Origin of the sequence: Kribbella sp. NPDC006257, from assembly GCF_040613535.1 — a bacterium.
Classification (GTDB): Bacteria; Actinomycetota; Actinomycetes; order Propionibacteriales; family Kribbellaceae; genus Kribbella.
Map to the genome: position 1 here is coordinate 47,510 of NZ_JBEXSJ010000009.1, position 24,097 is coordinate 71,606.

The 24,097-nt window shown below is 67.4% G+C and carries 21 protein-coding genes and 2 pseudogenes; 10 read left to right on the forward strand and 13 right to left on the reverse strand.

Annotated features, from left to right (window positions below):
• Positions 1-26 precede the first annotated feature (26 nt).
• From ABZ004_RS13220 to ABZ004_RS13250, 7 genes and pseudogenes are all read right to left on the reverse strand, one after another.
• The gene (locus ABZ004_RS13220; RefSeq protein ID WP_355680063.1) at positions 27-251 is read right to left on the reverse strand and encodes a formate dehydrogenase subunit delta; all 225 of its coding nucleotides are present in this window, start codon (positions 249-251) and stop codon (positions 27-29) included.
• Complete coding sequence (fdhF, locus tag ABZ004_RS13225; RefSeq protein ID WP_355680064.1) at positions 251-3,061, reverse strand: formate dehydrogenase subunit alpha; 2,811 nt, start codon at positions 3,059-3,061, stop codon at positions 251-253. Before fdhF ends, ABZ004_RS13220 begins: the two co-directional genes overlap by 1 nt.
• The gene (locus ABZ004_RS13230) at positions 3,058-4,578 is read right to left on the reverse strand and encodes an NADH-ubiquinone oxidoreductase-F iron-sulfur binding region domain-containing protein (RefSeq protein ID WP_355680065.1); all 1,521 of its coding nucleotides are present in this window, start codon (positions 4,576-4,578) and stop codon (positions 3,058-3,060) included. Before ABZ004_RS13230 ends, fdhF begins: the two co-directional genes overlap by 4 nt.
• Positions 4,575-5,069: an NAD(P)H-dependent oxidoreductase subunit E gene (locus tag ABZ004_RS13235; protein ID WP_355680066.1), complete on the reverse strand. Its 495-nt coding sequence runs from the start codon at positions 5,067-5,069 to the stop codon at positions 4,575-4,577. The genes ABZ004_RS13230 and ABZ004_RS13235 overlap by 4 nt, the downstream gene beginning before the upstream one ends.
• An 821-nt stretch (positions 5,070-5,890) precedes the next feature.
• Positions 5,891-7,540, reverse strand: coding sequence for a DUF222 domain-containing protein (locus ABZ004_RS13240; protein ID WP_355680260.1), 1,650 nt, complete (start codon positions 7,538-7,540; stop codon positions 5,891-5,893).
• Positions 7,541-7,972: 432 nt separating this feature from the next.
• Positions 7,973-8,236 (reverse strand): annotated as a pseudogene (locus ABZ004_RS13245) (DUF222 domain-containing protein); the annotation flags it as partial.
• Between the two features lie 223 nt (positions 8,237-8,459).
• A pseudogene (locus ABZ004_RS13250) lies at positions 8,460-9,730 on the reverse strand (IS3 family transposase).
• 643 nt (positions 9,731-10,373) lie between these two features.
• On the opposite strand from ABZ004_RS13250, the gene ABZ004_RS13255 reads away from it, so the two are divergent.
• Together ABZ004_RS13255 and ABZ004_RS13260 are read left to right on the forward strand one after the other, a co-directional pair.
• On the forward strand, positions 10,374-10,646 hold the full coding sequence (locus ABZ004_RS13255; RefSeq protein ID WP_355680067.1) for a DNA gyrase subunit A: 273 nt from the start codon (positions 10,374-10,376) through the stop codon (positions 10,644-10,646).
• 16 nt (positions 10,647-10,662) lie between these two features.
• Positions 10,663-10,824, forward strand: coding sequence for a hypothetical protein (locus ABZ004_RS13260; protein ID WP_355680068.1), 162 nt, complete (start codon positions 10,663-10,665; stop codon positions 10,822-10,824).
• Between the two features lie 26 nt (positions 10,825-10,850).
• Here ABZ004_RS13260 and ABZ004_RS13265 read toward each other — a convergent pair whose 3' ends face one another.
• Genes ABZ004_RS13265 through alr form a run of 3 tightly spaced genes read right to left on the reverse strand, consistent with a single transcriptional unit; the run spans position 10,851 to position 13,590 of the window.
• Entirely contained in the window at positions 10,851-11,498 is a 648-nt protein-coding gene (locus ABZ004_RS13265) for a M15 family metallopeptidase (RefSeq protein ID WP_355680069.1), read from the reverse strand.
• Positions 11,495-12,466 (reverse strand): D-alanine--D-alanine ligase family protein, encoded by a 972-nt coding sequence (locus tag ABZ004_RS13270; protein WP_355680070.1) that lies wholly within the window; start codon positions 12,464-12,466, stop codon positions 11,495-11,497. The genes ABZ004_RS13265 and ABZ004_RS13270 overlap by 4 nt, the downstream gene beginning before the upstream one ends.
• On the reverse strand, positions 12,463-13,590 hold the full coding sequence (gene alr / locus ABZ004_RS13275; RefSeq protein ID WP_355680071.1) for an alanine racemase: 1,128 nt from the start codon (positions 13,588-13,590) through the stop codon (positions 12,463-12,465). Before alr ends, ABZ004_RS13270 begins: the two co-directional genes overlap by 4 nt.
• 246 nt (positions 13,591-13,836) lie before the next feature.
• On the opposite strand from alr, the gene ABZ004_RS13280 reads away from it, so the two are divergent.
• Together ABZ004_RS13280 and ABZ004_RS13285 are read left to right on the forward strand one after the other, a co-directional pair.
• Positions 13,837-14,667, forward strand: coding sequence for a hypothetical protein (locus ABZ004_RS13280; RefSeq protein ID WP_355680072.1), 831 nt, complete (start codon positions 13,837-13,839; stop codon positions 14,665-14,667).
• 19 nt (positions 14,668-14,686) lie between these two features.
• The gene (locus ABZ004_RS13285; protein WP_355680073.1) at positions 14,687-15,250 is read left to right on the forward strand and encodes a CGNR zinc finger domain-containing protein; all 564 of its coding nucleotides are present in this window, start codon (positions 14,687-14,689) and stop codon (positions 15,248-15,250) included.
• On the opposite strand, the gene ABZ004_RS13290 is transcribed toward ABZ004_RS13285, so the two are convergent.
• Together ABZ004_RS13290 and ABZ004_RS13295 are read right to left on the reverse strand one after the other, a co-directional pair.
• Positions 15,188-15,865: a GNAT family N-acetyltransferase gene (locus ABZ004_RS13290; protein ID WP_355680074.1), complete on the reverse strand. Its 678-nt coding sequence runs from the start codon at positions 15,863-15,865 to the stop codon at positions 15,188-15,190. The two genes, ABZ004_RS13285 and ABZ004_RS13290, sit on opposite strands and share 63 nt — an antisense overlap.
• A 52-nt stretch (positions 15,866-15,917) precedes the next feature.
• Positions 15,918-17,075, reverse strand: coding sequence for an ROK family transcriptional regulator (locus ABZ004_RS13295; protein ID WP_355680075.1), 1,158 nt, complete (start codon positions 17,073-17,075; stop codon positions 15,918-15,920).
• Positions 17,076-17,165: 90 nt separating this feature from the next.
• On the opposite strand from ABZ004_RS13295, the gene nhaA reads away from it, so the two are divergent.
• Both nhaA and ABZ004_RS13305 read left to right on the forward strand, forming a co-directional pair.
• Positions 17,166-19,085 carry a Na+/H+ antiporter NhaA gene (gene nhaA / locus ABZ004_RS13300; protein WP_355680076.1) on the forward strand — a complete coding sequence of 640 codons (1,920 nt, stop codon included), beginning with the start codon at positions 17,166-17,168 and terminating at the stop codon, positions 19,083-19,085.
• Between the two features lie 105 nt (positions 19,086-19,190).
• Positions 19,191-19,646, forward strand: coding sequence for a rhodanese-like domain-containing protein (locus ABZ004_RS13305; protein WP_355680077.1), 456 nt, complete (start codon positions 19,191-19,193; stop codon positions 19,644-19,646).
• On the opposite strand, the gene ABZ004_RS13310 is transcribed toward ABZ004_RS13305, so the two are convergent.
• Entirely contained in the window at positions 19,643-20,143 is a 501-nt protein-coding gene (locus tag ABZ004_RS13310) for a tetratricopeptide repeat protein (RefSeq protein WP_355680078.1), read from the reverse strand. The two genes, ABZ004_RS13305 and ABZ004_RS13310, sit on opposite strands and share 4 nt — an antisense overlap.
• A 116-nt stretch (positions 20,144-20,259) precedes the next feature.
• On the opposite strand from ABZ004_RS13310, the gene ABZ004_RS13315 reads away from it, so the two are divergent.
• From ABZ004_RS13315 to ABZ004_RS13330, 4 genes are read left to right on the forward strand one after another with little or no spacing between them, the layout of a single operon-like run.
• On the forward strand, positions 20,260-20,493 hold the full coding sequence (locus ABZ004_RS13315) for a hypothetical protein (RefSeq protein WP_355680079.1): 234 nt from the start codon (positions 20,260-20,262) through the stop codon (positions 20,491-20,493).
• A 42-nt stretch (positions 20,494-20,535) separates the two neighbouring features.
• Positions 20,536-21,120, forward strand: a complete 585-nt coding sequence (locus tag ABZ004_RS13320) for a sigma-70 family RNA polymerase sigma factor (RefSeq protein ID WP_355680080.1) — start codon at positions 20,536-20,538, stop codon at positions 21,118-21,120.
• Positions 21,117-21,587 carry a hypothetical protein gene (locus ABZ004_RS13325; RefSeq protein WP_355680081.1) on the forward strand — a complete coding sequence of 157 codons (471 nt, stop codon included), beginning with the start codon at positions 21,117-21,119 and terminating at the stop codon, positions 21,585-21,587. The genes ABZ004_RS13320 and ABZ004_RS13325 overlap by 4 nt, the downstream gene beginning before the upstream one ends.
• Positions 21,584-24,091: a CHAT domain-containing protein gene (locus ABZ004_RS13330; RefSeq protein WP_355680082.1), complete on the forward strand. Its 2,508-nt coding sequence runs from the start codon at positions 21,584-21,586 to the stop codon at positions 24,089-24,091. The genes ABZ004_RS13325 and ABZ004_RS13330 overlap by 4 nt, the downstream gene beginning before the upstream one ends.
• Positions 24,092-24,097: the final 6 nt, after the last annotated feature.

Here is a 24,097-nt window from a genome sequence, read left to right on the forward strand (position 1 = left end):
GGCTCCAACCGCTACTTGAGACTCGGTCACTTGACCCTGTTTCGCAGCTCTTCCGCGGCCAGCGCAGCGGCGGGGACGAGCTCGTCGCCGCCACCCTCCCAGTACTCCACCAGCGCCTTCTTCATCCGCGGATCCCACACCGTCCGGAGATGATTCGCGATCGTCACCGCCGCGACCGCCGGCGGCTTGTGCGGGAACTGCGCCGCGATCTCGTTCACCAGGCGGACGTACGGCGGGAGGGTGCCACTCATCAGTTGCCCACCGCAACAGACTCCAGCGCCGCGGACACCGGCTCGACGAGCAGATCCACCTGAACAGCGGTCACCTTGTACTCCGGGCAGTTGGTCGCCCAGTCGGAATTGTCCGTGGTGATCACGTTCGCCCCGGTCACCGGGTGGTGGAACGTGGTGTAGCAGACCCCGACCGGCATCCGCTCCGACAGCTTCGCCCGCAGCGTCGTCCGGCCGACCCGGCTGGACAGCGCCACCTGGTCGCCGTCGGAGATCCCGCGCACCTCGGCGTCGTGCGGATGGAGTTCGAGAATGTCCTCGGAATGCCACGCGACGTTCGCCGTACGCCGGGTCTGCGCCCCCACGTTGTACTGCGACAAGATCCGCCCGGTGGTCAGGATCAGCGGGTACTTCCGCGTCGACCGCTCGGTCGTCGGCACGTAGACGGTCTCCATGAACCGCCCCTTGCCGCGGGTGAACTCGTCGGAGTGCATGATCGGCGTCCCGTTCGGATGCTCCAGGTTGCACGGCCACTGCACCGACCCGACCTTGTCGAGATGCGCGAAGGACACCCCGGCGAACGTGGGTGTGGTGAGCGCGATCTCGTCCATGATCTGCGCCGCATTGTCGTAGTGCATCGGGTAGCCCATCGCCTGCGCGATCTCGCAGATGATCTGCCATTCGTGCTTACCGGTCTTCGGTGCCATCACCGGCCGCACCCGGTTGATCCGGCGCTCCGCGTTGGTGAAGGTTCCGTCCTTCTCGAGGAACGATGTCCCGGGCAACAAAACGTGCGCGAACTTCGCCGTCTCGTTCTCGAAGAGATCCTGGACGACAAGCAATTCGAGAGCACTCAACGCGGCATGGACGTGCTGAATGTTCGGATCCGACTGGGCGATATCCTCACCCTGCACGAACAAGGCCCGGAACGAGCCGTCGATCGCGGCATCGAACATGTTGGGAATCCGCAGCCCGGGCTCGTTGAGCAACGGCGTACCCCAGAGCTTCTCGTAGACATCGCGGACGTCGTCGTCGGAAACATGCCGATACCCCGGCAGCTCATGCGGGAACGACCCCATGTCGCAGGATCCCTGCACGTTGTTCTGCCCACGCAGCGGATTCACGCCGACGCCCGGCCGGCCGATGTTGCCGGTCGCCATCGCCAGGTTCGCCATCCCCATCACGGTGGTCGACCCTTGGCTGTGCTCGGTGACACCCAGCCCGTAGTAGATCGCCGCATTCCCACCGGTCGCATACAACCGTGCCGCCGCACGAATCTCCTCAGCCGGTACGCCGGTAAGCTCGGCGACCGCCTCGGGACTGTGCTCCGGTTGCGCGATGAACGACTCCCAGTTCTCGAAGTCCTCACAGCGCGACTCGACGAACTCCCGATCGACCAGCCCTTCGGTGACGATCACATGGGCGAACGCGTTCACCACCGCCACGTTCGTCCCCGGCGCGAGCCGCAGATGATGCTGCGCCTCGATGTGCGGGGAGCGGACCAGGTCGATCTGCCGCGGGTCGAGCACGATCAGCTTCGCGCCCTTCCGCAGCCGCTTCTTCATTCGCGAACCGAAGACCGGGTGGGCGTCGGTCGGGTTCGCGCCGATCACCAGGATCACGTCGGCATGGTCGACCGAGCTGAAGTCCTGGGTCCCCGCCGACTCGCCGAAGGTCTGCTTCAGCCCGTACCCGGTGGGTGAATGGCAGACCCGCGCGCAGGTGTCCACGTTGTTGTTGCCGAACACCGCCCGGACCATCTTCTGGACCGTGTACACCTCTTCGTTCGTGGTCCGCGACGAGGTGATCGCGCCGATCGACCCTTGCCCGTGCGCCGCCTGGATCTCGCGCAGCCGGCGGGCCGTGTAGGTGATCGCCTCGTCCCAGGAGACCTTCCGCCACGGGTCGGTGATCGACTCGCGGACCATCGGCTCCATCACCCGGTCCGGGTGACTCGCGTACCCGAAGGCGAACCGGCCCTTCACACAGGAGTGGCCCTCGTTCGCTCCGCCGTCCTTGTAGGGCACCATCCGGACCAGCTCGTCGCCGCGCAACTCGGCTTTGAAGGAGCACCCGACCCCGCAGTACGCGCAAGTGGTGACTACGGAGCGGGTGGGCATGCCGAGCTCGATGACCGACTTCTCTTGCAGGGTTGCGGTCGGGCAGGCCTGGACGCAGGCGCCGCACGAGACGCAATCGGACTCCATGAAGGAGACACCCGCACCGGCTGCGACCTTGGAGTCGAAGCCGCGGCCTTCGATCGTCAGCGCCAACGTGCCCTGGACCTCGTCACAGGCCCGGACGCAACGGGAGCACGCGATGCACTTGGAGGCGTCGAAATCGAAGTACGGATTGGAGGTGTCGGTGGGGGCGTCGAGGTGGTTCGCGCCGGCCTCGACGCCGGAGCCGTAGCGGACCTCGCGGAGGCCGGTGACGCCGGCCATGTCCTGGAGTTCGCAGTCGCCGTTGGCGGAGCAGGTGAGACAGTCGAGTGGGTGGTCGGAGATGTAGAGCTCCATCACGCCGCGGCGGAGCTTGCCGAGCTTCTCGTTCTGGGTCCGCACGACCATGCCGGGTGCGACAGGCGTCGTACAGGAGGCCGGTGTGCCGCGGGCGCCGTCGATCTCGACGATGCAGAGGCGGCAGGATCCGAACGCTTCCAGGCTGTCGGTCGCACACAGCTTGGGGATGTCGAGCCCGGCCTGCTTCGCCGCGCGCATCACCGAAGTACCGCGTGGGACTGTGACCGCGACCCCGTCGATCGTGAGCTCGACAGTCGCCTCGCCATCGCGCGCGGGCGTACCGAAGTCCGGTTCTTTGAGCAGGGTCATTTATGGAAGTCCTCTCCGAAGTGGCGTACTGCGCTGCGGACGGGGAGCGGGGTGAGGCCGCCCATCGCGCAGAGCGAGCCGTCGGTCATCAGGTCACACAGGTCGTCGAGCAGGACGAGGTTCTTCTGCCGGTCCTCGCCGTTGCGGATCCGGTCGATCGTCTCGACCCCACGGACCGCACCGACCCGGCACGGCGTGCATTTGCCGCACGACTCCTCGGCGCAGAACTCGAAGGCGAAGCGAGCCATCTCGGACATGTCCACGGTCTCGTCGAAGACGACGATCCCGCCGTGCCCGACCATCGCGCCGGCAGCCGCGAACGACTCGTAGTCCATCGGCAGGCCGAACTCCTCGACCGGGAGATAGGCCCCCAGCGGCCCACCCACCTGTACGGCGCGGACCGGCCGCCCGGATGCCGCGCCGCCGCCGAGCTCGTTCACCAGTTCGCCGAGGGTGATGCCGAACGCTGTTTCGACGATCCCGCCGCGCGCGATGTTGCCGCCGAGCTGGAACACGTTGGTGCCCAGCGATCGGCCCATTCCGTAAGCAGCGTAGGCGGCGGCGCCGTTCGCGAGGATTGTCGGGATCGTTGCCAACGACAACACGTTGTTGACTACGGTCGGGCGGCCGAAAAGTCCTTCCAGGGCAGGGATCGGAGGCTTCGCCCGGACCATGCCGCGCTTGCCTTCGAGGCTCTCCAGCATCGAGGTCTCTTCGCCGCAGATGTAGGCGCCGGCGCCGACCCGGACGTGCAGGTCGAAGGTGAGCCCCGAGCCGAGGATGTCGTCGCCCAGCCAGCCGCGCTCGCGGGCGGTGACGATCGCGGCGTTCAGGGTCTCGATCGCGTCCGGGTACTCCGACCGGAGATAGACATATCCTTCGGTGGCGCCGACGGCGTACGCCGCGATCGTCATTCCTTCGATCAGCGTGAAGGGATCACCTTCGATCAGCATCCGGTCCGCGAAGGTTCCCGAGTCGCCTTCGTCCGCGTTGCAGCAGACGAACTTCAGGTCGGATTCCGCACCGAGCACCGTCCGCCATTTGATCCCGGTCGGGAACCCAGCCCCACCCCGACCGCGCAGTCCCGAGTCGACCACAACTTCGACCACCTCAGCCGGCGTCATCCCCAACGCAGCCCGAAGCCCCTCGTTCCCTCCGTACTCCGCATGCTCGTCCCCCGACCGCGGATCGATCACCCCCACCCGCCCAAACGTCAACCGCTGCTGCCGAACCATCCAAGGCAACTCCTCCACAACCCCGAGATGTTCTCCTGCACCGTTCAGCATTCCTGCAGCTACAAGACCATCGACCTCTTCCGGAGCTACCGGACCATAGCCAACGCGACCTTCGGGGGTTTCCACCTCGACCAGGGGTTCTAGCCAGAGCATGCCGCGGGAGCCGTTGCGGATCAGCTCGATCTCCACCCCTGCTCGTTCGGCCGCGGCCAGGAGGCGTTCGGCGACCTCGTCGGCGCCGACCGATCTGGCGGCCGCGTCCCGGGGTACGAAGATCTTCATCGTGCCTCCCCGAGCAACGCGTCGAGCCGGGTCGGCGTGACCCGGCCGTGCAGCCTGCCGCCCACTTCGACCGCGGGCCCGAGCGCACAGTTGCCGAGGCAGAACACCTCGTCGACGCTCAGCTTCCCGTCGTACGTCGTCTCGCCGAAGCCCACGCCCGTACGCCGTTTCGCATGCTCACCGAGTTCCACCGCCCCGACCGAGCGGCACGCTTCGGCCTGGCAGATCCGCACCGTCGTCCGCCCGGCCGGTTCGCGCCGGAAGTCGCGGTAGAAGGTGACGACCCCGTGCACCTCGGCTACTGCCAGGTTGAGTACATCGGCGATCACCGGTATGTCCGCCTGATTGACGTACCCGAGTTCTTCCTGCACCGCATGGAGAATCGGGATCAACGCCCCGCGCAACTTCTTCCGTTCGGTGGCGAGTTCGCGCACGCGGTGAGCACGCCCGGCAGCCGGGACGGGGGCGGCGGAGAGGGCCTCGGTCGTCATACCCTCGACTGTCCCGGCCAGCAGTCACCGGGTCAAAGCAAACCTACCTATCACGCGATAGCCAGGTCCTATTAATACGTCCCCAACACAGCCATCCACGGCAGAGGAGCAGGGAGAATCCCTGCGGTTGCGGCACCATGGGGGATGACGTCTGAGCGTCAAGGTGCCGAACAGCAGCTGGGGGATCCTCAAGGGGCTTCCTGGTGTGCCAACGTTCTCCGGTGCCGCGCGCTCTTCCAGCCGGAGCAGGTCCGGTGCGGCCGCCGCTCTTCCAGCGGAGCAGGTCCGGTGCGGCCGCGGCTCTTCCAGCGGAGCAGGCGGCGACGTCTCGGCCGGGGGCTGGGTGACGCGCCGCGGGGTGAGATGCCCCGTGAGGGTGAGCGCGGACCGCGGCGGGTGCATTCGGTCGCCGCTCCGAGCTGCTCGAGGTGAAGCGATGTCCGCGTCGTCTCAGGCTTTGAGGCGTGCCACCTCACCCGCGGGCAGCCGAGCCGAGGTGCCGATGTCCAAGTCGATGGGCTGGGCGAGGTCGAGAGGAGAGGCGAAGGCGGGACCTGTCTCGCCGGGTCCAGGTCCGGGCGTCACCCTGCCCTTTGCGCTGGTGCTGCGGTGTCGGGTGATCCATCCGGTTGAAGCGATGTCCGCGTCGTCGCAGGGTTTGAGGCGTGCCACCTCACCCGCGGGCAGCCGAGCCGAGGTGCCGATGTCCAAGTCGATGGGCTGGGCGAGGTCAAGAGGAGAGGCGAAGGCGGGACCTGTCTCGCCGGGTCCAGGTCCGGGCGTCACCCTGCCCTTTGCGCTGGTGCTGCGGTGTCGGTGACCTATCCGGTTGAAGCGATGTCCGCGTCGTCCCAGGGGTGGAGGCGCGCCACCTCGCCCGCCGGCGGTACGGCGGTTTCATCACCCCATGGATTGAAGGGCTCCACATCACCTGGAGGTGGAACGGATGTCACTTCGCCCGGGGCATTGAGGCGAGCCACACCACCAGCCGAGACATGGGCGGTTTCTTCACCCCATGGATTGAAGGGCTCCACATCACCTGGAGGTGGAACAGATGTCACCTCGCCCCGGGCATTGAGGCGAGCCACACCACCAGCCGAGTCAAGGGCGGTTTCATCGCCCCACGGGTTGAAGGGCTGCGCATCAACTGGAGGGGAAACGGGTGACTGTTCGCCCCAGGGGTTGAGGCGTGCCATCTCACCCGCCGCGGGTATGGCGGTTTCATCAGCCCGTGGGTTGAAGGGCTCGGTGTCAGGTGGAGGGGGAACGGGTGTCTCTTCGTCGCGGCGGTTGAGCCGTGCCATCTGACCCTTCGGGGAAAGGGGGGTTTCGTCGCTCCATGGGCTGTTGGGCGCCGCGCCGCGTGGAGCTGGAACAGGGGGCTCGTCGTCCCATGGGTTGGCGCGGGTTGGGTCGGCTGGGGCGGGGTGAGGGGCGTCGCCGGTGAGGGGCCAGGCCCGGGCAGGGCGGTGTGTTCCGACAAGGCGGTGTCTCCCGGCGGGGCCGGGTGCTGGTGCTGTGTCAGTTGGGGTGGTGCCGGGTGATGATGGTGGGCGGCTGCGGGCTAGGGAGAGGAACGTGTGTCTGGAGGGTTCGGTCCAGTGGGGGCGGGTGACGTTGACGAGGTTGTCGGTGATTGTGATCTTCCAGTGGTTCTGGTGGACGGCGATGTGGTGGACCCGGCAGAGGAGCACTAGGTTCGACAGGCAGGTTGGGCCGCCGTCGATCCAGTGGATCAGGTGGTGGGCGTCGCAGAAGATGGGTGGGGCGCCGCAGACGACGCAGCCTTTGTCGCGGTGGACGAGGGCTGTTCGGATCGGGCCGGTGACGAAGCGCTCTTCACGGCCGACGTCCAGGGGCTGGCTGTCGGAACCGAGGACCATCGGGATGATCCCGGCGTCGCAGGCCAGCATGCGCACGGCCGATGCTGACAGGCCGGTGCCGTAGGTGAGATCACCGGTGGCGTGCTTACCGGCGCTGATGAGGTCGTCGAGGCCGATCGTGACGGTGATGTGGGGCTTGACCCCGCCGTTGGCCGGGAGGTCACCGGTCGCGGCGGCGGAATGCAGCAGAGCCGTGAGCGCGTCGGCCTGGCGCTTGTCGCGCGGGCGTGGATCGGGCTCGCCGTCGACGGTCTTGTGGGGCTTCGAGCCGCCCAGGATTGCACCGGTGAACAGTTCGGCGTTCTCGGCCGCCAGGAACCCGTTGAACTTCACGCCACCTTCGGCGTGAGTCATCTTGAGCGCTTCACGCTGCCGAGCCTTGTCTTCAGCAGGTTCTGAACCGTCGGTGTCGAGCCGGTCCCGGACCTGGCTGCCGAGCTTGCGCAGGTCGCCCGGGGACAGATGCCGCCCAGCCTTCACCAACTCTTCTTCCGCAACCCGCAGATCCTCCACCGGGACCATCGCGCGCGCCGGGATCCGCTCCAACGCCTCCACAATCACCCGCGCCTGATCCACATGCAGCAACACCGGCAAAACCCCCGCACTACAACCGGATCCGCCACAACCGCGCTCGCAGTCGCCTCCATCGGCCGCATCGGGCCCTCCGCACACACACGGAACATCGTCGCCTGATCGGCCGCACACCCACCGATCACCGTCGCCCGATCGGCCACATATACACGGCGCGCCGTCGCCCGAGCGGCCACACTCACACGCGGCGCCATCCCCCGAGCCGCCACACTCACACGCAACGCCATTCCCCGATCGGCCACACTCACATCGAGCGCCGTCGCCCGATCGGCCACACTCACACGCACCGCGGTCGCCCGATTGGCCACAGTCACACGCAGCGCCATCGCCTGATCGGCCGCAGCCACAGGGAGCGCTGTCGGCGGAGGGTTCGCAGTACTGGATTGTGCCGTCGGGGCTTGTTGCGGCGAACGGATCGGCTAGGGCTGCGGCGACCGCCGGATACTTGCCCAGTGTGGTCGCGAGGTTGACTTTGCGACTGGCAACAGCGGTGTCGAGGCGGTAGCGGTAGGCCAGGAATCGGGCAGTGTCGTGGTCTCCGGCCCTTTCTGCGTAGCCGGTCTCGTGGAGACGGGCGACGAGTTGCAGTTCGTAGCTGTCCAGTTGGGCGCGGGTTGCGTGCACAGCGTCGAGCGCGGTGACGAGTTCGTCATCGCTCAGCACCACTGCCGGCCGCAGCTCCACGAGATCCATGCCCACAAAGTTACCGGCCTCGACCGACAGTTTCTGATCGCCGATTCGCCTTGCAAACAAGGGGTTGTGGCGAAACACCGGAATTGGTCGAGTTGTCCACAGACACGCCCACCCGACAACCACGAGTCTCCAAAAACCGCCGAGTTGTGCACAGCAAAATGTGACTTAGCCGACACCGGAACACGGCGCTAGATGAACCGTCCCGGGTTTGATGCACCCTCGGTTATGTGTGGACGACTGGTTGGTCGTCGCGGGTTTGTGAATAGTAGTCAGCTTCGGCTTCGGCGGGTGGGCGTCGGTCGAGACGGTGCATGAGTCGGCTGGTGTTGTACCAGTGGACCCAGTCGGCGGTGATGGCCTCGACGTCGTCAGGCCGGTCAGTGGTCCGCGGCGAAAACGGTGAGTCGTCGCGGATGCATTCGGTCTTGTAGAGCCCGATGGTGGTGTCGGCCAGGGCATTGTCGTAGGCATCACCGACGGTGCCGATCGAGCGGTCGATGCCGTGGAGTTGCAGGGTCTCGGTGAAGCCCACGGGCAGTGTATTGAGATCCGGCATCGGAGTGGTGAATCGCCTTGTTTTGCAGGGGATTGCCCTGTCGGGCACGAAACGCTGCGGCCTGGGTGATGGCCCGTTGGACGAACGCGGTGTGCTTGGACGTCGAGCACTCCCAGCCAACGATCACCCCGGCGAAGGCGTCGATCACCAACACTGTGTAGACGAAAGAACCGCTCACCAGACGCACGTAGGTGAAGTCGGCCACCAGTAACGTGTTCGGTGCCGCCACGGTGAACTGGCGGTTGACCAGGTCCGGTGCCCGGGTCGCGGCCGGGTCCGGAACCGTGGTGCGGATCTTCTTGGCCGTGGTCACGCCGTGCCAGCCGTTGGCTTTCATCAGCCGCTCGACCGTGCAGCGGGCGACCTGGATCCCTTCGCGGCGCAGGTGTGCCCACATCTTCAACGATCCGTACAACGCCTCCGGTGGCCATCGGCCGTGCTGGTCGGGCCCGTAGTAGCCGGCCAACACCTCGGTCACCGTCGTGTCCCACAGCACCCGCTTCGACGGCGCCCGCACCGCCCAGGCGTAGTAGGTTCTCGGAGCGATCTTGCAGCCGTGCGCGGTCAACGCACGGCAGATCGAAGCGACCCCGAACCGAGCCTTGTGCTCGGCGATGAACCGGCAGATCAGCGCTGTCGCGGGTCGCTCTCCCGCGCGAAGAAACTTGTCGCCGCTTTCAAGATCTCTACTGTGCGCTCCAGTTCGGCGTTCTTCCGCTTCAACTCGCGAATCTCACGCGCCGACTCAGACGACACCCCGTCAACCTGTCCCGCGTCGACCGCAGCCTGGCGGACCCACCGACGCAACGTCTCCGGTGTCATCCCCAACCGGCCCGCCACCTCCGTGATCGCTGCCCACTCGGAGTCGTAATCCTGAACGTGCTCGGTGACCAGACGAACCGCCTTGACCTGGTCTGCTCGTCGTACTTGCTCGGCATAGATGCCACCTTTCCAACGAAGGAGGTGTGCATCAAACCCGGGGTGGTTCAAGAACTACTACAGCCGAAGTCGTGGGTGTTCGATTCAAGTGGTGATGTGGCGACCTGGGATGTCTCGGTCGAGACATCGCTGGTAGTGGCATCGTTTGGCGCGGGTGGCGGCGTCGGCGTCGCCCGGCTGAGCGGTGGAGTCGATGGGTGGCTTCGCGGATCGGTGCGGTGATCATGGTGGGTAGGTGCCGGATTTCGTTGCAGGTCAGCCGTATCCAGCCGGTCGGGACGGGCCGCTGGGTGCGTTCGGCGACGGCGACGGCGGCGACGAAGACATCAGCGAGCATCGACGAGATCGTCGCGATGCCACGAGGTTCAGAGACAGAGCTGGTCCTGGTCCAGGCCGGTGAATCCCTTGCCTGCTTGGAAGTTTCTTCCACTGTTCACCGGCGACGGTGACCAAGGTCTGTCATGGACGGATCCGGGTGTGTAGCAGCGATAGGCCAGCTCGCCGGTGTGAACCCAGCAGGCGGCGGCGCCCGGGCAGGTCGGGATCGACGACCAGCTGTGGCCCGGTCGCAGTAGCAGGGGTCCCTGGGCTCCGTCGCCACGGCAACACCCTCGCCAGGCACTGTTGCGGCACTATGTGGGAATGACGTCTGAGCTTGAGGGTGCCGAGCAGCAACTGAGGATCTTCGAGGGCTTCCTGGCCGTGCTGGGCCGCCGCTCCGAGCTGCTCGAGATTGTCGAGCGATCGGAGACGGCCGACGAAGCGCGACGGGCCGTCGCTCGGCAATTCGGGCTGGATGAGATTCAGGCCCAGGCGGTGATGGATCTCCAGGTGCGCCGCTTCGCAGCCGGAGAACGGGCGAAGATCGAAGAACGGGTCGAGGGACTCAAGAGGTACGTCGCCACGCTGCGATGATTTGTCGGCTGTCGGAGTGCGGCGCAACCTGGGCGACTTGTCCGGTCGGATGGCGCTGACCGCACAGCTGCTGAACCGGGGGCCCGGCGACGTACGCCGTACGGAGCCAGTGGCGTTGCCGGGCGACGACGAACTCCTCGAAGTCGGCGCGCGTTCCGTGTTCTCGCATCTTGCCTGACGCAGCGAGCCGGCGGTTCGGCTAGGTCAGCAGGCGACCGTGTCGTCCGCAGGCGACTCGGGGGCGACAGTCGGGCCGTAGATGGCGTTCGGCTGCTTTTCGCAGTAGGCCCAGTAGCGATCGCCGAAGGACCAGTGCCACCACTCGGTCGGGTAGTTCACCAAGCCGGCCGCGGTCAGTACGTCGGCCAGCAGGGACCGGTTGGTGCGGGCCTCGCGGCTGATGTTGGTGGCGTCGAAGTAGCAGGCGCCGTCGCTCTGCTCGGGCGTCGCGTCGATCGGGGTGCCGAGGTCGAACGGGCCGTTCTCGCCGATCAGCGTCAGGTCGACCGCGGCGCCGGCCACGTGCGGCGCGACCTCGATCGGCGAGACGAACCGGCTGGCCAGCGTGTGCGACTCCTCCTCGGAGATGCCCGGGTGCAGCTTCAGCACCTCGGCGCGGTAGCCGTCGTAGATCTCCCGCTGGCTCTCCAACGGCCGGAGCCCCTCGACGACATGCAGCCGCACTCCCGTCGGCAGGAACGTCTGGGCAACGGCAAGCCGATCCCCAAGCCCTTCCCGGACATACTGAAGCCCCTCCGCCGAGATCCCGAGCGTCGACAGCTCGACGAGCGCCTCACCACTCTCGATTGCCGGAATCCGGGTGATCCGCTCATCGCTGATCAGTACCGTCATGCTTGATTCCGAGCGACGGCGGTTTCGATCAGGGTCTGGACGACGTCGGCGTACGACATGCCGGTGGCGGCCCACATCCGCGGGAACTGCGAGGCCGGGGTGAACCCGGGGAACGTGTTGATCTCGTTGACCAGCGGCGGGCCGTCGGCCGGGACGAAGAAGTCCAGCCGGGCCAGCCCGGAGCAGCCGAGCAGTCCGAAGACCTCCAGCGCCGTACTGCGGAGCCGGTTGGCCAGTTCGGCGTCGATCGGCGCCGGGACGACGAACTCGGTGGCGTCGCTGTTGTACTTCGCGGTCGCGTTGAAGAACGGCTGGCTCGGATCCGCGTGGATCTCCAACGCCGGGGCGACCTCGATCCGGCCGTCCGGGAACTCCATCACCGACAGGTCGATCTCGCGGCCGACGATCTCCTGCTCGATCAGGACATGGGTGTCCAGCGCGGCCGCGGTCGCGATCGCCTCGGCCAGCGACGGTAGGTCGGCCGCCCGGGAGGCGCCGATGCTCGAACCGCCGCTGTTCGGCTTCACGAAGACGGGGAAGTCGATCCCGGCCGCCTTCAGCTGCTGGACGGCCGACTCGGTGTCGGTCAGGTCGGCGCCGTGCAGGGTGATGCCCGGGGTGACCGGGATGCCATACGTCCGGAGTACGGACTTGGTCAGTTGCTTGTCCATCCCGACCGCGCTGGCTGCCACCGAGTTCCCGACGTACGGGACCTTGAGGGTCTGCAGGAAGCCCTGGAGGACGCCGTCCTCGCCGCCTTCGCCGTGCAGTGCGGGGATCGCGACGTCGCAGTCGAGCAGGGCCCGGAGAGCTTCCTGCAGGCCCACCTCCCAGCTGCCGTCGCGCTGGATGACGAGCGGCACCACGGTGTGTCCCTTGGAGGCGGCGGCATCGGCGATGCCCTTGCCGCTCTTCAGGGAGACCTCGTGCTCCGGGCTCGCCCCGCCACTGATCACGACCACCTTCACCGCTGTGCCTCCTCGATATAGCGACGCGGCACCCGGGCTCCGAGGCCGCAGTAGATCTCGTGCGGAATGGTCTGGGCCCATTCCGCCCATTCGGCGATCGTCGGCTCGCCGGAGCTGCCGTCGCCGAAGATGGTCACCGGTTCGCCCGGCTCCACCGCCAGGTCGCCCGCGTCGACGACGAACTGGTCCATCGTGATCCGGCCGAGCACCGGCATCCGGACGCCCCGGCAGAGCACGCTGGCCTGCTCGGCCGCGATCCGCGGGATGCCGTCGGCGTACCCGATCGGCACCAGCGCGATCGTCGTGTCGCGCGGCGTGACGTAGGTATGACTGTACGAGACGCCCTCGCCGGCCTTGATCCGGCGGACCTGGGCGACCTTGCTGAGCAGCTTCATCGACGGGTGCAGTCCCGCGCCGGTCTCGTCGATGCCGAACAGGCCGGCGCCGATCCGGGCCAGGTTGCATTCGGGTGCGTCGAGCGTGATCGCCCCGGCGGAGTTGGCCAGATGGACGTACTGCGGGTTCAGCCCGGCCCGTCGGGCCAGGGCGACCCCAGTGGTCAGCAATCGGAGCTGCTTGCGGCTCTGCACCGCGTCGGGCTCGTCACCGTGCGACAGGTGCGACCAGACGCCGCGGACCGAGATGGAGCCCTGCGCTTCGTAGTACGCCGCTGCGCGGGTGAGCTCGATCCACTGGTCCGGGGTGCTGCCGCCGCGGTGCATGCCGGTGTCGAGCTTGAGATGCACGTTCCGGACGTTCGGCGCGGCGATCACCCGGTGCAGATCGGCGATGGTGGAGACGCTGACGTCGACGTCGGCGAGCCAGATCAGCTCGGTCTCGTCGTACAGCCAGGTGAAGATCGGTGCCGTCAGGCCGGCCGCGCGCAGCTGCATCGCCTCGCCGGCCCGGGCAACGCCCAGCCAGGTCGCTCCCGCGTCGAGCGCGGTCCGTGCCACCCGCGCGGCACCATGGCCGAACGCGTCCGCCTTGACCACGGCCATGATCTCCGTGCCGGGGTGCACCCGGGTCCGGAAGGTCCTGACATTGTGGCGGATCGCCGACAGGTCGACGACGGCCTCGGCGAGCCCGAGCATGCGCTGGGCCGGGCTCTGGACCAGGTTCATGTCGGTCATTGTTGTTGGTGGCAACGAGGCACCGCATCGGACATTGGGGGGATGTTCTCCGTCATCGGTGTACGACCCTGGTAGCACAGGCTTGCATAGCGCAGTCTGACCCGGTTGGTGCCGGAGAAGGAAATCCTCCGCCTGCGGGACACGTGGTAGGAGACGCCGCGGCGACCCGTTTGGTTGACCCTGACCGGCTCATATGATCCGGCCTGGACCAGTTGAGACGGGAGGCGGGATCCTGCGATGGCGCGTGCGTATTCGTCGCTTCCGCGGCGCATCCCTCGCAGCCTGGAAGAGCTGATCGAGGCCGCCCGGGATGCCGCCGTCACGGTGAGTGGTGCCGATCGCTCCAACTGGTCCGGGCAGTTGCAGAACGCGCGGCACATCCGCGGGATGCCTGTTGCCGGCGAGGCGACCTGGGGTCAGGGGCTGCGGCTCGACTACGGGTACGTGATGGCCCCGTTGCGGCAGATGTATGCCAATCCCGGGGCTCGGCACGACGCCGCGACCCTGCTGACGTACCGCCGGGCGGTGGAAGCGCTGTTCCACGAGCATGTTCATCTCTTGACCGCGCACGGGACGGATCACACGGAGGCGGAGCCGTACATGCGGCACGCGTCCGTGCAGGCACTCGAGGAGGGTGTCACCGAGGCGTACGCGTTCGCGAAGCTCGACGACTTCGTCGATGAGGTCGGGATCGAACAGATCGCGCCGGCGATCAAGGAGGTCGACGACCCGCCGACCTTCACGCCGGAGGCGCTGAAGCTGACCCGGCTGGCCGACCAGGTTTGCACGAAGGTTCCCGGCTTGGACGGTGGCGAGGTACTCCGCAGGCTCGCGGTGGTGAACCCTCGCGACAAATGGGGCCAGGTGACCAGAATCACCTGGAACGCCTCCGGCCTGCAGACAGTCGTCCCACCCGCCCAACACGCCGAGGCGGAGGCCCGCCTGGGCAGGAAGATGTGGGACGCGTACGCCGGTCAGACCGCCGATGTGGTCTTCCAAGCCGGTCAGTCCGAGATTCAGGCGATTCGGCAAGAGGTCTCGGCCACCGGTCGTCTCATGTTCCGCTAACTGCCGGGATACTTGGTGGGTGGATCCGACCGATCACTTGAAGGCCTCGCTGGAGGCGACGGTCGCGTTGGCAAATGCAGCCGGTGCGGAGTGGAACCAGGGCCGTGCCCGGGAGCCGCTGGATCGTGCAGCAGTCGAAGTCGTGCTGCGGCAGACGACCAACCGTTCGCTTCCGATCGACGACACCGCCATCGCCGAGTTCGCCGCCGGAGGGGAACGGATCTATCGCGCCCTGGTGTTGCTGGCCGACGGCGAGACCGATGCCGCGGCCTCGGCGATCAACGCGCTGCTCTCAGCCACCCACGCTGCCCCGCTGCTCGTCCGGCATCGCGAATCCGCCTGGCATCTGCATTTCGCGAGCGAGGGCGCGTCGCTGGCGACCGGCTGGCTGGCCGACTTCGGTACGGCGGCAGCGATGCTGCTCGGCAGCGACGAAGTCGACCGCCTGCGGCTTTGCGCCGCCGAGCGCTGCGACAACGTCTTCCTCGACGCGACCCGCAACCACCGGCAGCGCTTCTGCTCAACGGCTTGCCAGAACCGGACGAAGGTCGCCGCCTTCCGATCCCGTGGCACCCAGGCCTGACCCGGTCACCATGGTTGCCCGTAGCAACCACCCGAGCCGCGTGTAGAGCTGCACACCCTCGTACGTCGCCATCAGCAACCCCGTGCTCGCACCGAGCTCGATCGCCCGCCGGCCGAGCGCCGCCATCACCACGGTTCCCAGCCCACGCCGCCGATGCTCCGGATCGGTGTGAATGTCATGCATCACCACGTCTTCACCAATCACAGCAGCCATCCCACGCGCTGCGACCTCTCCTGACCGATGCAGCACCTGCACCCGGAGTACGCCGTTGTCCTCGGCGAGTTCCACCTGGTACTCCGGTCCTGGCGTCGCGTCCGGTTGATCGGCCAGCGCGATCGTCATCAGCGCCTTCCGCTCGTCGAACACGTCGAACCCCAGCCCGGCCAGCTGCCCGGCGACCTCGTCCTCCCGGTCGATCGTCGGCACGGTCACCCAGGTCTCCGGAGCTGCTCCCGCGGTCAGCTCCCGGACCTGCTCGGGTTCGTCGCTCAGTGTGAAGATCTCCCGGGCCGCCCCGGGAGGCCGATCTCCACCACGAGTCCGCTCAGGATCCCGTTCCGTCGTACCGGCTGGGCGGGCGACAGCCCCCGGCAGACACCCCACCCACGCTGCCAACGCCTCACGAATTCATCCATGGGTCATAAGGTAACTGCTTATCGCGAGATAGTCAGTTACTTTCTTGACCGAGCACGAAGGTCTGGATGGCGGTGACGGCCGCGCCGCGGGCCCATTCGGTGAAGTCCGGGGCCAGATGCACGATCGGCGGATCGATGGCGAGTGGATCGCGGCCGGCGTGCAGGCCCTCGAGGACGTCGGACTGCGCGATCTCGGCGAGCCGGATGCCCTCGCCGCCGAGGATCACCCGCTCGGGCAGGGTGAAGTTCGCGGCTGCCGCGATGAGGCGGCCGAGCGCCTGCCCCGCAGTACCGACGATCCGGGCGGCGATCGGGTCGCCTTTTGCTGCGAGGTCGAGGCATTCTTCGTAGTCGGTCGGCCGGCCCAGCGCTGTACTGACCTGTCCTGTGATGGCTGCGGAGCTGAGCAGGGTCATGGCGCAGCCGCGGTGGCCGCGTTCGCAGAGTGGGCCGTCCGGGAGCAGCGGGATGTGACCGATCAGGCCGAGGCTGGCGTCCGCGTTGTCGACGACCTGGCCGTGGACGACCAGTCCGTACCCGATCCCGGCGCCGATCGTCAGCAGGCAGAACCTGGTCACGCCGCGCCCGGCGCCGAACCAATGCGTCGCCTCGGTGAGGGCGAGGACGTCGTTGCCGACGACCACCGGTACGTCGGTATGTGCCGCGAGCAGTTGCCCGAGCGGCACGTCGGTCCACTCGAGGAAGGGGGCCCAGCGGACGTCGGCCGGCCCGGCGACGCGTCCGCCCAGGGTTACACCGATGCCGCTGAGTCCGTCCCGCGTCGGCAGTTCGGCGGCCAGACTCGATGCCAGGTCGGCGACGAGAGCGGCGACGTGCTCCGGGGTGTGGTCGGTGAGTGGACGCTCGGTGGCGGCGATCACCTCGGCGCGCAGGTTGGTCAGTACGCCGACGGCCGCATCTGCGGTGAGCTTGATGCCCGCGAAGTGATGCGAGCCGGGGACGATGTCGAGCGGCTGGGACGGCCGTCCGACCCGCGGATCGCCAGCGCCGGCGGAGACCTCGACGAGGAGGCCGGACTCGACCATCGGCTTGGTGAGCCGGGTCAGGCTGCCGGGGGACAGGCCTACCCGGCGGGAGAGTTCGGCCCGGGACAAGGGGCCGTCGAGCAGGATCTCCAGCGCGACCTGATGTGACGGCCCGCTCAGAGGTCGCCAGACACCCTTCGCCAACTGAGCTCCCTTCGTCGCCCGAAGCCTACCTGCGCGCCTGCCGGCTGAGATTGGGTTGTCGATCCCAATTGCGCCAGTAGGATGACCGCCATGAGCGACTTCACGGCCCGGTGGAGCGGCCGGACGGGCTGGACCCGCGAGGTCGCGGCGCCGATGCGGGCCTTCCTGACCACGGAGGCCGGCAGCTCCGGCGTCCTGGCGGCGGCGATCGTGGCAGCGCTCGCCTGGGCCAATCTCGGGCCGGGCTCGTACGACGAGTTCTGGCACACCCAGCTCGCGTTCTCGTTCGGCGGGCACGAGTTCGGGCTGGAGCTGCAGGAGTGGATCAACAGCGGGTTGATGACGCTGTTCTTCCTGGTCGTCGGGCTGGAGGCGCGGCGCGAGTTCGACCTCGGCGACCTGCGCGACCGGACCCGGTTCGTGCTGCCGGTGATCGCCGGTGTCGCGGGCATGGTGATGCCGGTGCTGATCTACCTGGCCTTCAATCACGGCGGCTCCGGCGCGCACGGCTGGGGTGTCGCGATGTCGACGGACACCGCCCTCGCGCTCGGTCTGCTCGCGCTCGTCGGCCGCGGTGTACCGGATCGCGTGCGGGTCTTCCTGCTCACCGTCTTCGTGGTCGACGACCTGATCGCGTTGCTGGTGATCGCGGTCGTCTACAGCGAGAACATCTCCTTGACGCCGCTGCTGATCGCGATCGTGGCCTTCGCCGCGGTGCTCGTGGCGGCATTCTTCAAGATCCGGCACCCGTTCGTTTATGTTGCCCTCGGCATCGTGACCTGGGGTGCCTTGCTGACCAGCGGGGTGGACCCGGTGGTGGCCGGCCTGGCGATCGGGCTGACCGCGTCGGCGTACTCGCCTGGTCGTGAAGAACTCGAACAAGCGACCGGACTCTTCCGGCTCTTCCGCGAACAGCCAACGGCAGAACTAGCCCGTACTGCGACGGTCGGCCTCACCTCGACGCTCTCGCCGAACGCCCGGCTGCAGCACTTCTATCACCCCTGGACGAGCTACCTGATCGTTCCGCTCTTCGGCCTCGCGAATGCCGGCGTCACGATCGACATGAACTTCCTCTCCAGGGCGTTCAAGTCCCCGATCACGCTTGGGATCATCCTCGGCTATGTGCTGGGCAAGCCGTTCGCGGTGATCATCACCTCGTCGCTGCTGGCGCGGTTCAGCGGTGGCCGGATCCGTCCGCTGGTCGGCTGGGCCGGGGTGGCAGGCAGCGGCACGATCGCGGGCATCGGGTTCACCGTTTCATTGCTGATAGCAACATTGGCGTTCGATGGTCCGGAATTGGCGGAGGCGAAGGTCGGTCTGCTCTCGGCGGTCGTGCTGTCGTCGGCTGTCACCTGGGTGGTGTTCCGGGTGGCGAAGATGCTTTCGCCAGCGCGTAAGGCGAAGGCGCTGCTCGGGGATGTGGATCAGCTTGTCGACCTGATCGATCCGGTCGACCCCGAGCGCGATCACATCCGCGGTCCGGAGACCGCATCGGTGACGCTGGTCGAATACGGCGACTTCGAATGTCCGTACTGCGGGTTGGCCGAGCCCGTCGTACGGGATCTGTTGCAGGACGACGACCTTCGGTATGTCTGGCGTCATCTGCCGCTGACCGATGTGCATCCGCGGGCGCAGATCGCGGCGGAGGTGGCCGAGGCGGCGGGCGCGCAGGGGCGGTTCTGGGAGATGCACGACCTGCTACTGGAGCATCAGGAGGACCTGATGCCGAAGGATTTGATGGCGTACGCCGAGCAGTTGGGGCTGGATATGCAGCGGTTCCACGACGACGTGAAGCGGCATGTCGCGGCGGCTCGGGTCGCGCAGGATGTCGAGTCGGCGGACCTCAGCGGCGTCTCCGGGACGCCGACGTTCTTCATCAACGGACAACGACACTACGGCGCGTACGACGTACCGACGCTGACCACCGCGATCAAGACGGCGCGGGCCCGGGTCGCCATCAAGACCGACGACCTCGGTCCGTTGCTGCGTCGTCGGCCGCGACCCGCGTGAGCTGTGAGTGGCAGAATCTTGTGGTAGATGGTCATTTCTGCCACTTTCGGTCAAGGTGCGCGGTGGCTGACGCTGGGATCTCCCTGCTGGAGAAGGAGATCTGCGATGTCGTCGGTATTGGATACCCCGCCTGCTGTTCAGGATGCTGCGGTGGCGCACTTTGCGGCGCGGTTGTCGTTCGAGACCGACCCGTCCGATGTCGCGGCCGACATCGGGGCGGGCGTCACCGGGTGGGTGCTGATCGACAGCCGCAGTCAGGAGAGCTGGGATCAAGGTCATGTCGCCGGTGCGGTTCACCTGCCGACAGCTGAGATCGCGGCTCGCGCGGCGTCCGTCGTACCGGCTGGTTCTTCGGTCGTGACGTATTGCTGGGGTCCGGGGTGCAACGGCGGGACCAGGGCTGCGCTGGAGTTCGCCAAGCTCGGGTATCCGGTCAAGGAGATGATCGGCGGCTTCGAGTACTGGGCTCGCGAAGGCCTACCGGTCGAAACCGCCGCCGGGGTCGAGCGTCGCGCGAAAGACCCACTGACCGGCCCCCTCGGTATCGCCTGCGCCTGTTAGAGGTTAGCGAGGTAGTCGGCGTTGCCGCGGATGGCTGCTTCGTAGCGCTTGATCTCGGGGGTTTCGAGGCGGTCGGCGACCAGGAGGAGCATGGTGGCGAGTGCTTTACTTTCACGACCGGCCGCGTGCAGGGTGAGTGCCTTGAAGACGCGGAGCGAGTCCGATTCGGGGAACTCCTTGCATGCGGCAACGAAGACGGCGAGCGACTCGTCGAAGCGGTCCAGGTTGCGCAAGGTGCTTCCGTACTGGAGCAGGCAGCGACGTTTGGTGTCACCACTGAGACCGGGCAGCGCCTGCTCGTAGTACCCGATCGCCTTCTCTTCCTGGCCGTCGGTGTCGTACGACCCGCCCACCTCGTAGAGCACGTACGGATTCCCCGGGTACTTGGTCAGCAGTTCCTCGAAGAAGTCGATCGTCGGCTGCATGTTCTCGCGATCCCGCTTCGCGAACGCATCCGCAATGATCTCCGCCAACTCCGGTGCCAGATTGTCACTCACCCCTCCATCATGCCCGCACCGCCAGGTGGCAGGTGGAACCGAGCTCGTCTCGGGATGTATCTGGGTGGGAGGCTGGGGCCCAGTTAGAGGTCTGGATCTCGCTCAAGGAGTTGACAATGGCCGCTGGGATGTCGAGGTGTTTGAAGGAGGAGTACAGCAGCTGGGGTGAGTGGGTGACGGACTGGCGGCTCGGTGGCGAGGTGGTGAGCCTGATGCCGATGACGCCGACGACCGATTCGCCTGCGGTGGCGTCTTCGGGCGCCGGGTACGCCAAGTGGAGTGGTACCTCGTTCTCCGCCGCGCGCTTCGCAGCGGAGTACGCGGCCGGGCTGCAGTTGCCGCCCGGGTAACGGTCTAGGCCGAAGGGTTCGGGGGGCCGTACGATGTCGATCATGTCCACGGTGAGCCGGGCCGACCGCGCCGCATGGCTGGCGGAGCGGTTGGTGAAGGCGCGGGGTGGGGACCGCGACGCGCTGGACGAGATCGTCGCGCAGCTCAACCCGTTGCTCTGGCACGTGGTACGCGCCCAAGGGCTCGGGCCGGACGAATCGGCCGACGTGGTGCAGACGACCTGGCTGGAGTTCCTCCGCGGCATCGACGCCATCCGTACGCCGGAAGCCGTCACCGGCTGGCTCGTCACCACCGCCCGGCGCGAAGCCTGGCGACTACGCGAACGCGGCCGTCGTACGGCGGACGATCCCACCCCGGTGCTCGAGGTGCTGCCCGACCCGGCGCCGGCCGTGGACGAAGGACTGCTGATCGGTGAACGCGACCGAGCGTTGTGGCGGCTGTTCCAGAAGCTGACCCCGCAGTGCCGCGAGTTGCTCCGGATCGTCGCGCACGTGGACCGCCCGGACTACGACCTGGTCGCCGAGGCGTTGGGACGACCGCGCGGAAGTATCGGCCCGACCCGTGGCCGGTGCCTGGCCAAGCTGCGCGAGCTGTTGCAGGCGGATCCGCTGTGGAGCCAGTCATGACCGAGCCGCTGGACGACTTCGATCTCGCGATCCTCGACCAGATCGCTGCTGTGCATGCGGTGGTCGATCCGCCGCCTGCGGACCTGGATCTGCGGGTGCGGTTCGCGCTCGACCTGGAGGATCTCGAGGCCGAGCTGGCCCGGCGTACGGATGATGTCTGGGTGGGGTCGGGGGCGAGAGCTTCCGAGCGGGCTCGGACGGTCACTTTCGAGGCGGACAGCCGGACGGTGATGATCACCATCGGCGAGCGACCCGACGGCTTGCTCCGGATGGACGGCTGGCTGGCGCCGGCGGCCGCGCTGCGGGTCGAGCTGCGGTCGGCCGATGCGCAGCCGGACCGCAGTGTCGACGCGGACCAGGCGGGCCGCTTCGTGTTCGACGAGATTGCTCCCGGAATCGTGCAGTTGCTCGTCCACGCGGGCGATGAGACCGGCCGCCAGGTCGTCACCCCAGCCATCAAGCTGTGACCCACCCGCCCGACGATCCGCTGGCCGGGGTTGAGAAGGCTCGGGAGTTGCAGGGTGCGGCGGTCAGCTCTAGTGATCATGGGCGGCCTGCCGTCGCGATCCGTCAGTTGCGCGCCGGACTGGTGCTCCTCGACACCGCGGAGCCCGTCGGCGAGGTGACGGAGCTGCGCGCCCGCTTGCTGGTGAGCCTCGCCTGGGCCGAATCCGAGCGCGGCGACACCGACCTCGGTCTGCGCCTGCTCGACGAGGCGGAGCAGCTGATAAGCCCAGATCAGCTTGGACTTCTGCACGCCCAGCGCGCGGTCCTGCTCAGGCGCCGCGGACACAACGAGATCGCCTTGCAGTACTTCGATTCCGCGATCGCCCTGCTCCGCGAACGCGACCAGCCGCTCGATCTGGTGAAGGCGCTGAGCAATCGCAGCCTGGCCCACCTCGACGCCGGCCGGGTCGGCCAAGCACGAGCCGACCTCCGCCGGTCCGAGCAGATCGCCACCAGGCACGGGATGGATCTGCTGCTCGCCGTCATCCACGTGAACCTGGCCGGGATCGACGTCGTCGCGGGCGATCTTCCCTCGGCGTTGCGGCGCTTCGCTGAGTCGCGTGCCGAGTACGAGCGGGTCGCACCGAGCCGGCTGGCGCTGGTCGCGATCGAACGGGCTCACGCTTTGGTGGCCGCGGGTCTGTTCGCGGCGGCGGACCGGGAGTTGGCCGGCGCGATCGAGGAGGCCGCGCGCCACGAACTCACTCACCAGCACGCCGATGCGCTGCAGGCACGAGCGGAGGCGGCCTTGCTGGCGGATCTGCCGGTCGAGGCCGCGGCGTACGCGCGACAGGCGAAGGCCGAGTTCCTCGGTCGGGCCAATGCTCGTCGCGCAGCCTTGCTTTCGTTGATCGAGTTGCGGGCCGAGGCAGCGATCGGGGATCCGTTGGCTGTGGCGGATCGGGCTCGGAGGTTGGCGCCGCGACTCGGCGCGCTCGGGTTGGCCGAGGACGAGCGGGTGGCCGGGCTGGTCGCAGTACGGGCTCTCGTTGCCGGTGGTCAGGCTGTTCGCGCTGCGCGGCTGATGGGCCGGTACGACGGGACGGCACGGGGCGATCGGCTGGATACCCGGCTCGTACGGCGGTTGGCGCTGGCTGAACTCGCGTTCGCGGCCGGTCGGCGTACGGAGGGGCTTCGGCAGTTGCGGACCGGGTTGGCTTCGGTCCAAAAGCATCGGGCGCAGTTCGGGTCGCTCGACCTACAGACCGGATCCTCGGTGCATGGGCGGGATCTCGCGCGGGCCGGGTTGAGCGAGGCCTTGGCGGCGGGGTCGGTGCCCGCGATCTATCGGTGGTCCGAGCGGGCGCGGGCTCAGGCGTTGCTCTTGCCATCGGTGAAGCCACCGGAGGATCCGGCGATCGCGACGGCATTGGAGGAGCTGCGGCAGACGCAGTACCGGCTGCGGTCCGAGGAGCTGGCCGGCCGTCCCGCGGCGGAGTTGCGGAGCCGGATCGACTTGCTGCAAAGGAGAATCCGCGAACATCACTGGTCCGCGCCAGGCCTCCGTACTGCGGGTCCTTCGCTCGCCGATTTCGCAGCGGTGAAAGAGGAACTCGGCGACGCGGCTCTCGTCAGCTACCTGCGAGACGGCGAGGTCCTCCGTGCACTGATCGTTGTCGACGGCTCTGCCCGGGTGTTGCAATTGGGTTCGTATGCCGAAGGAGCAGAGTCCGTACTGCGGTTGCGCGCTGACCTGGATGCGCAGGCCGGTCGAGCTTTGTCGCCGCGGATGGCTTCATCGCTCAAGGACGCTACTCGGAGCGATGCGGAACGTCTTGGGGCGATGGTGCTCGACCCGTTGCTTTCGTGGATCGCGGATCGCCCACTGGTCGTCGTACCGACTGGTGCCTTGGTGACTGTGCCTTGGTCGGTGCTGACCGATCGGCCGGTGACTGTGGCGCCTTCGGCAACTACTTGGTACGCGGCGCGGACGGGTTCGCGTCCTTCGAGGGGCGGTGTTTTGCTGGTCGCCGGGCCTGGAAACGAGCGGGGTGCGGCGGAGGTCGGGGAGATCGCTCGGTTGTATCCCGGTTCTTCTGTGCTGACAGGGGATGCGGCCACGCCGGCGGCGACGTTGGACGGTCTAGGTACGGCATCGGTGGTGCATCTTGCGGCCCATGGTCATCATCAGCCGGAGAACGCGTTGTTCTCCCGGCTCGATCTGGCCGGTGGATCGCTTTTCGGTTATGACTTCCAGGGGAGTTCACCGCCAGAGACCGTGATCTTGTCGTCGTGTGATCTCGGGCTCTCTGATGTGCTGCCGGGAGACGAGACGCTCGGGCTTTCGACCGCACTACTGGCGGCGGGAGCGACGACGGTGATCGCCAGCGTTGCCCGGGTCGCCGATAGGACCGCGATGGAGGTCATGGTCCGCTATCACCAGAACACGTTGCGTGGTGAATCCCCGGCTGCTGCTCTTGCCTCGTCCGGTTCTTCAGCCTTTATCTGTCTTGGTGGGCACTAGCGCCGC

Bases quoted from the DNA above. Each gene is read 5' to 3' on its own strand.
- ABZ004_RS13220 (WP_355680063.1), bottom strand. From the start codon at position 251: ATGAGTGGCACCCTCCCGCCGTACGTCCGCCTGGTGAACGAGATCGCG.
- ABZ004_RS13320 (WP_355680080.1), top strand. From the start codon at position 20,536: ATGTCCACGGTGAGCCGGGCCGACCGCGCCGCATGGCTGGCGGAGCGG.
- ABZ004_RS13325 (WP_355680081.1), top strand. From the start codon at position 21,117: ATGACCGAGCCGCTGGACGACTTCGATCTCGCGATCCTCGACCAGATC.
- nhaA (WP_355680076.1), top strand. From the start codon at position 17,166: ATGAGCGACTTCACGGCCCGGTGGAGCGGCCGGACGGGCTGGACCCGC.
- ABZ004_RS13315 (WP_355680079.1), top strand. From the start codon at position 20,260: ATGGCCGCTGGGATGTCGAGGTGTTTGAAGGAGGAGTACAGCAGCTGG.
- ABZ004_RS13265 (WP_355680069.1), bottom strand. From the start codon at position 11,498: ATGACGGTACTGATCAGCGATGAGCGGATCACCCGGATTCCGGCAATC.
- ABZ004_RS13280 (WP_355680072.1), top strand. From the start codon at position 13,837: ATGGCGCGTGCGTATTCGTCGCTTCCGCGGCGCATCCCTCGCAGCCTG.
- fdhF (WP_355680064.1), bottom strand. From the start codon at position 3,061: ATGACCCTGCTCAAAGAACCGGACTTCGGTACGCCCGCGCGCGATGGC.
- alr (WP_355680071.1), bottom strand. From the start codon at position 13,590: ATGAACCTGGTCCAGAGCCCGGCCCAGCGCATGCTCGGGCTCGCCGAG.
- ABZ004_RS13230 (WP_355680065.1), bottom strand. From the start codon at position 4,578: ATGAAGATCTTCGTACCCCGGGACGCGGCCGCCAGATCGGTCGGCGCC.
- ABZ004_RS13235 (WP_355680066.1), bottom strand. From the start codon at position 5,069: ATGACGACCGAGGCCCTCTCCGCCGCCCCCGTCCCGGCTGCCGGGCGT.
- ABZ004_RS13255 (WP_355680067.1), top strand. From the start codon at position 10,374: ATGACGTCTGAGCTTGAGGGTGCCGAGCAGCAACTGAGGATCTTCGAG.
- ABZ004_RS13305 (WP_355680077.1), top strand. From the start codon at position 19,191: ATGTCGTCGGTATTGGATACCCCGCCTGCTGTTCAGGATGCTGCGGTG.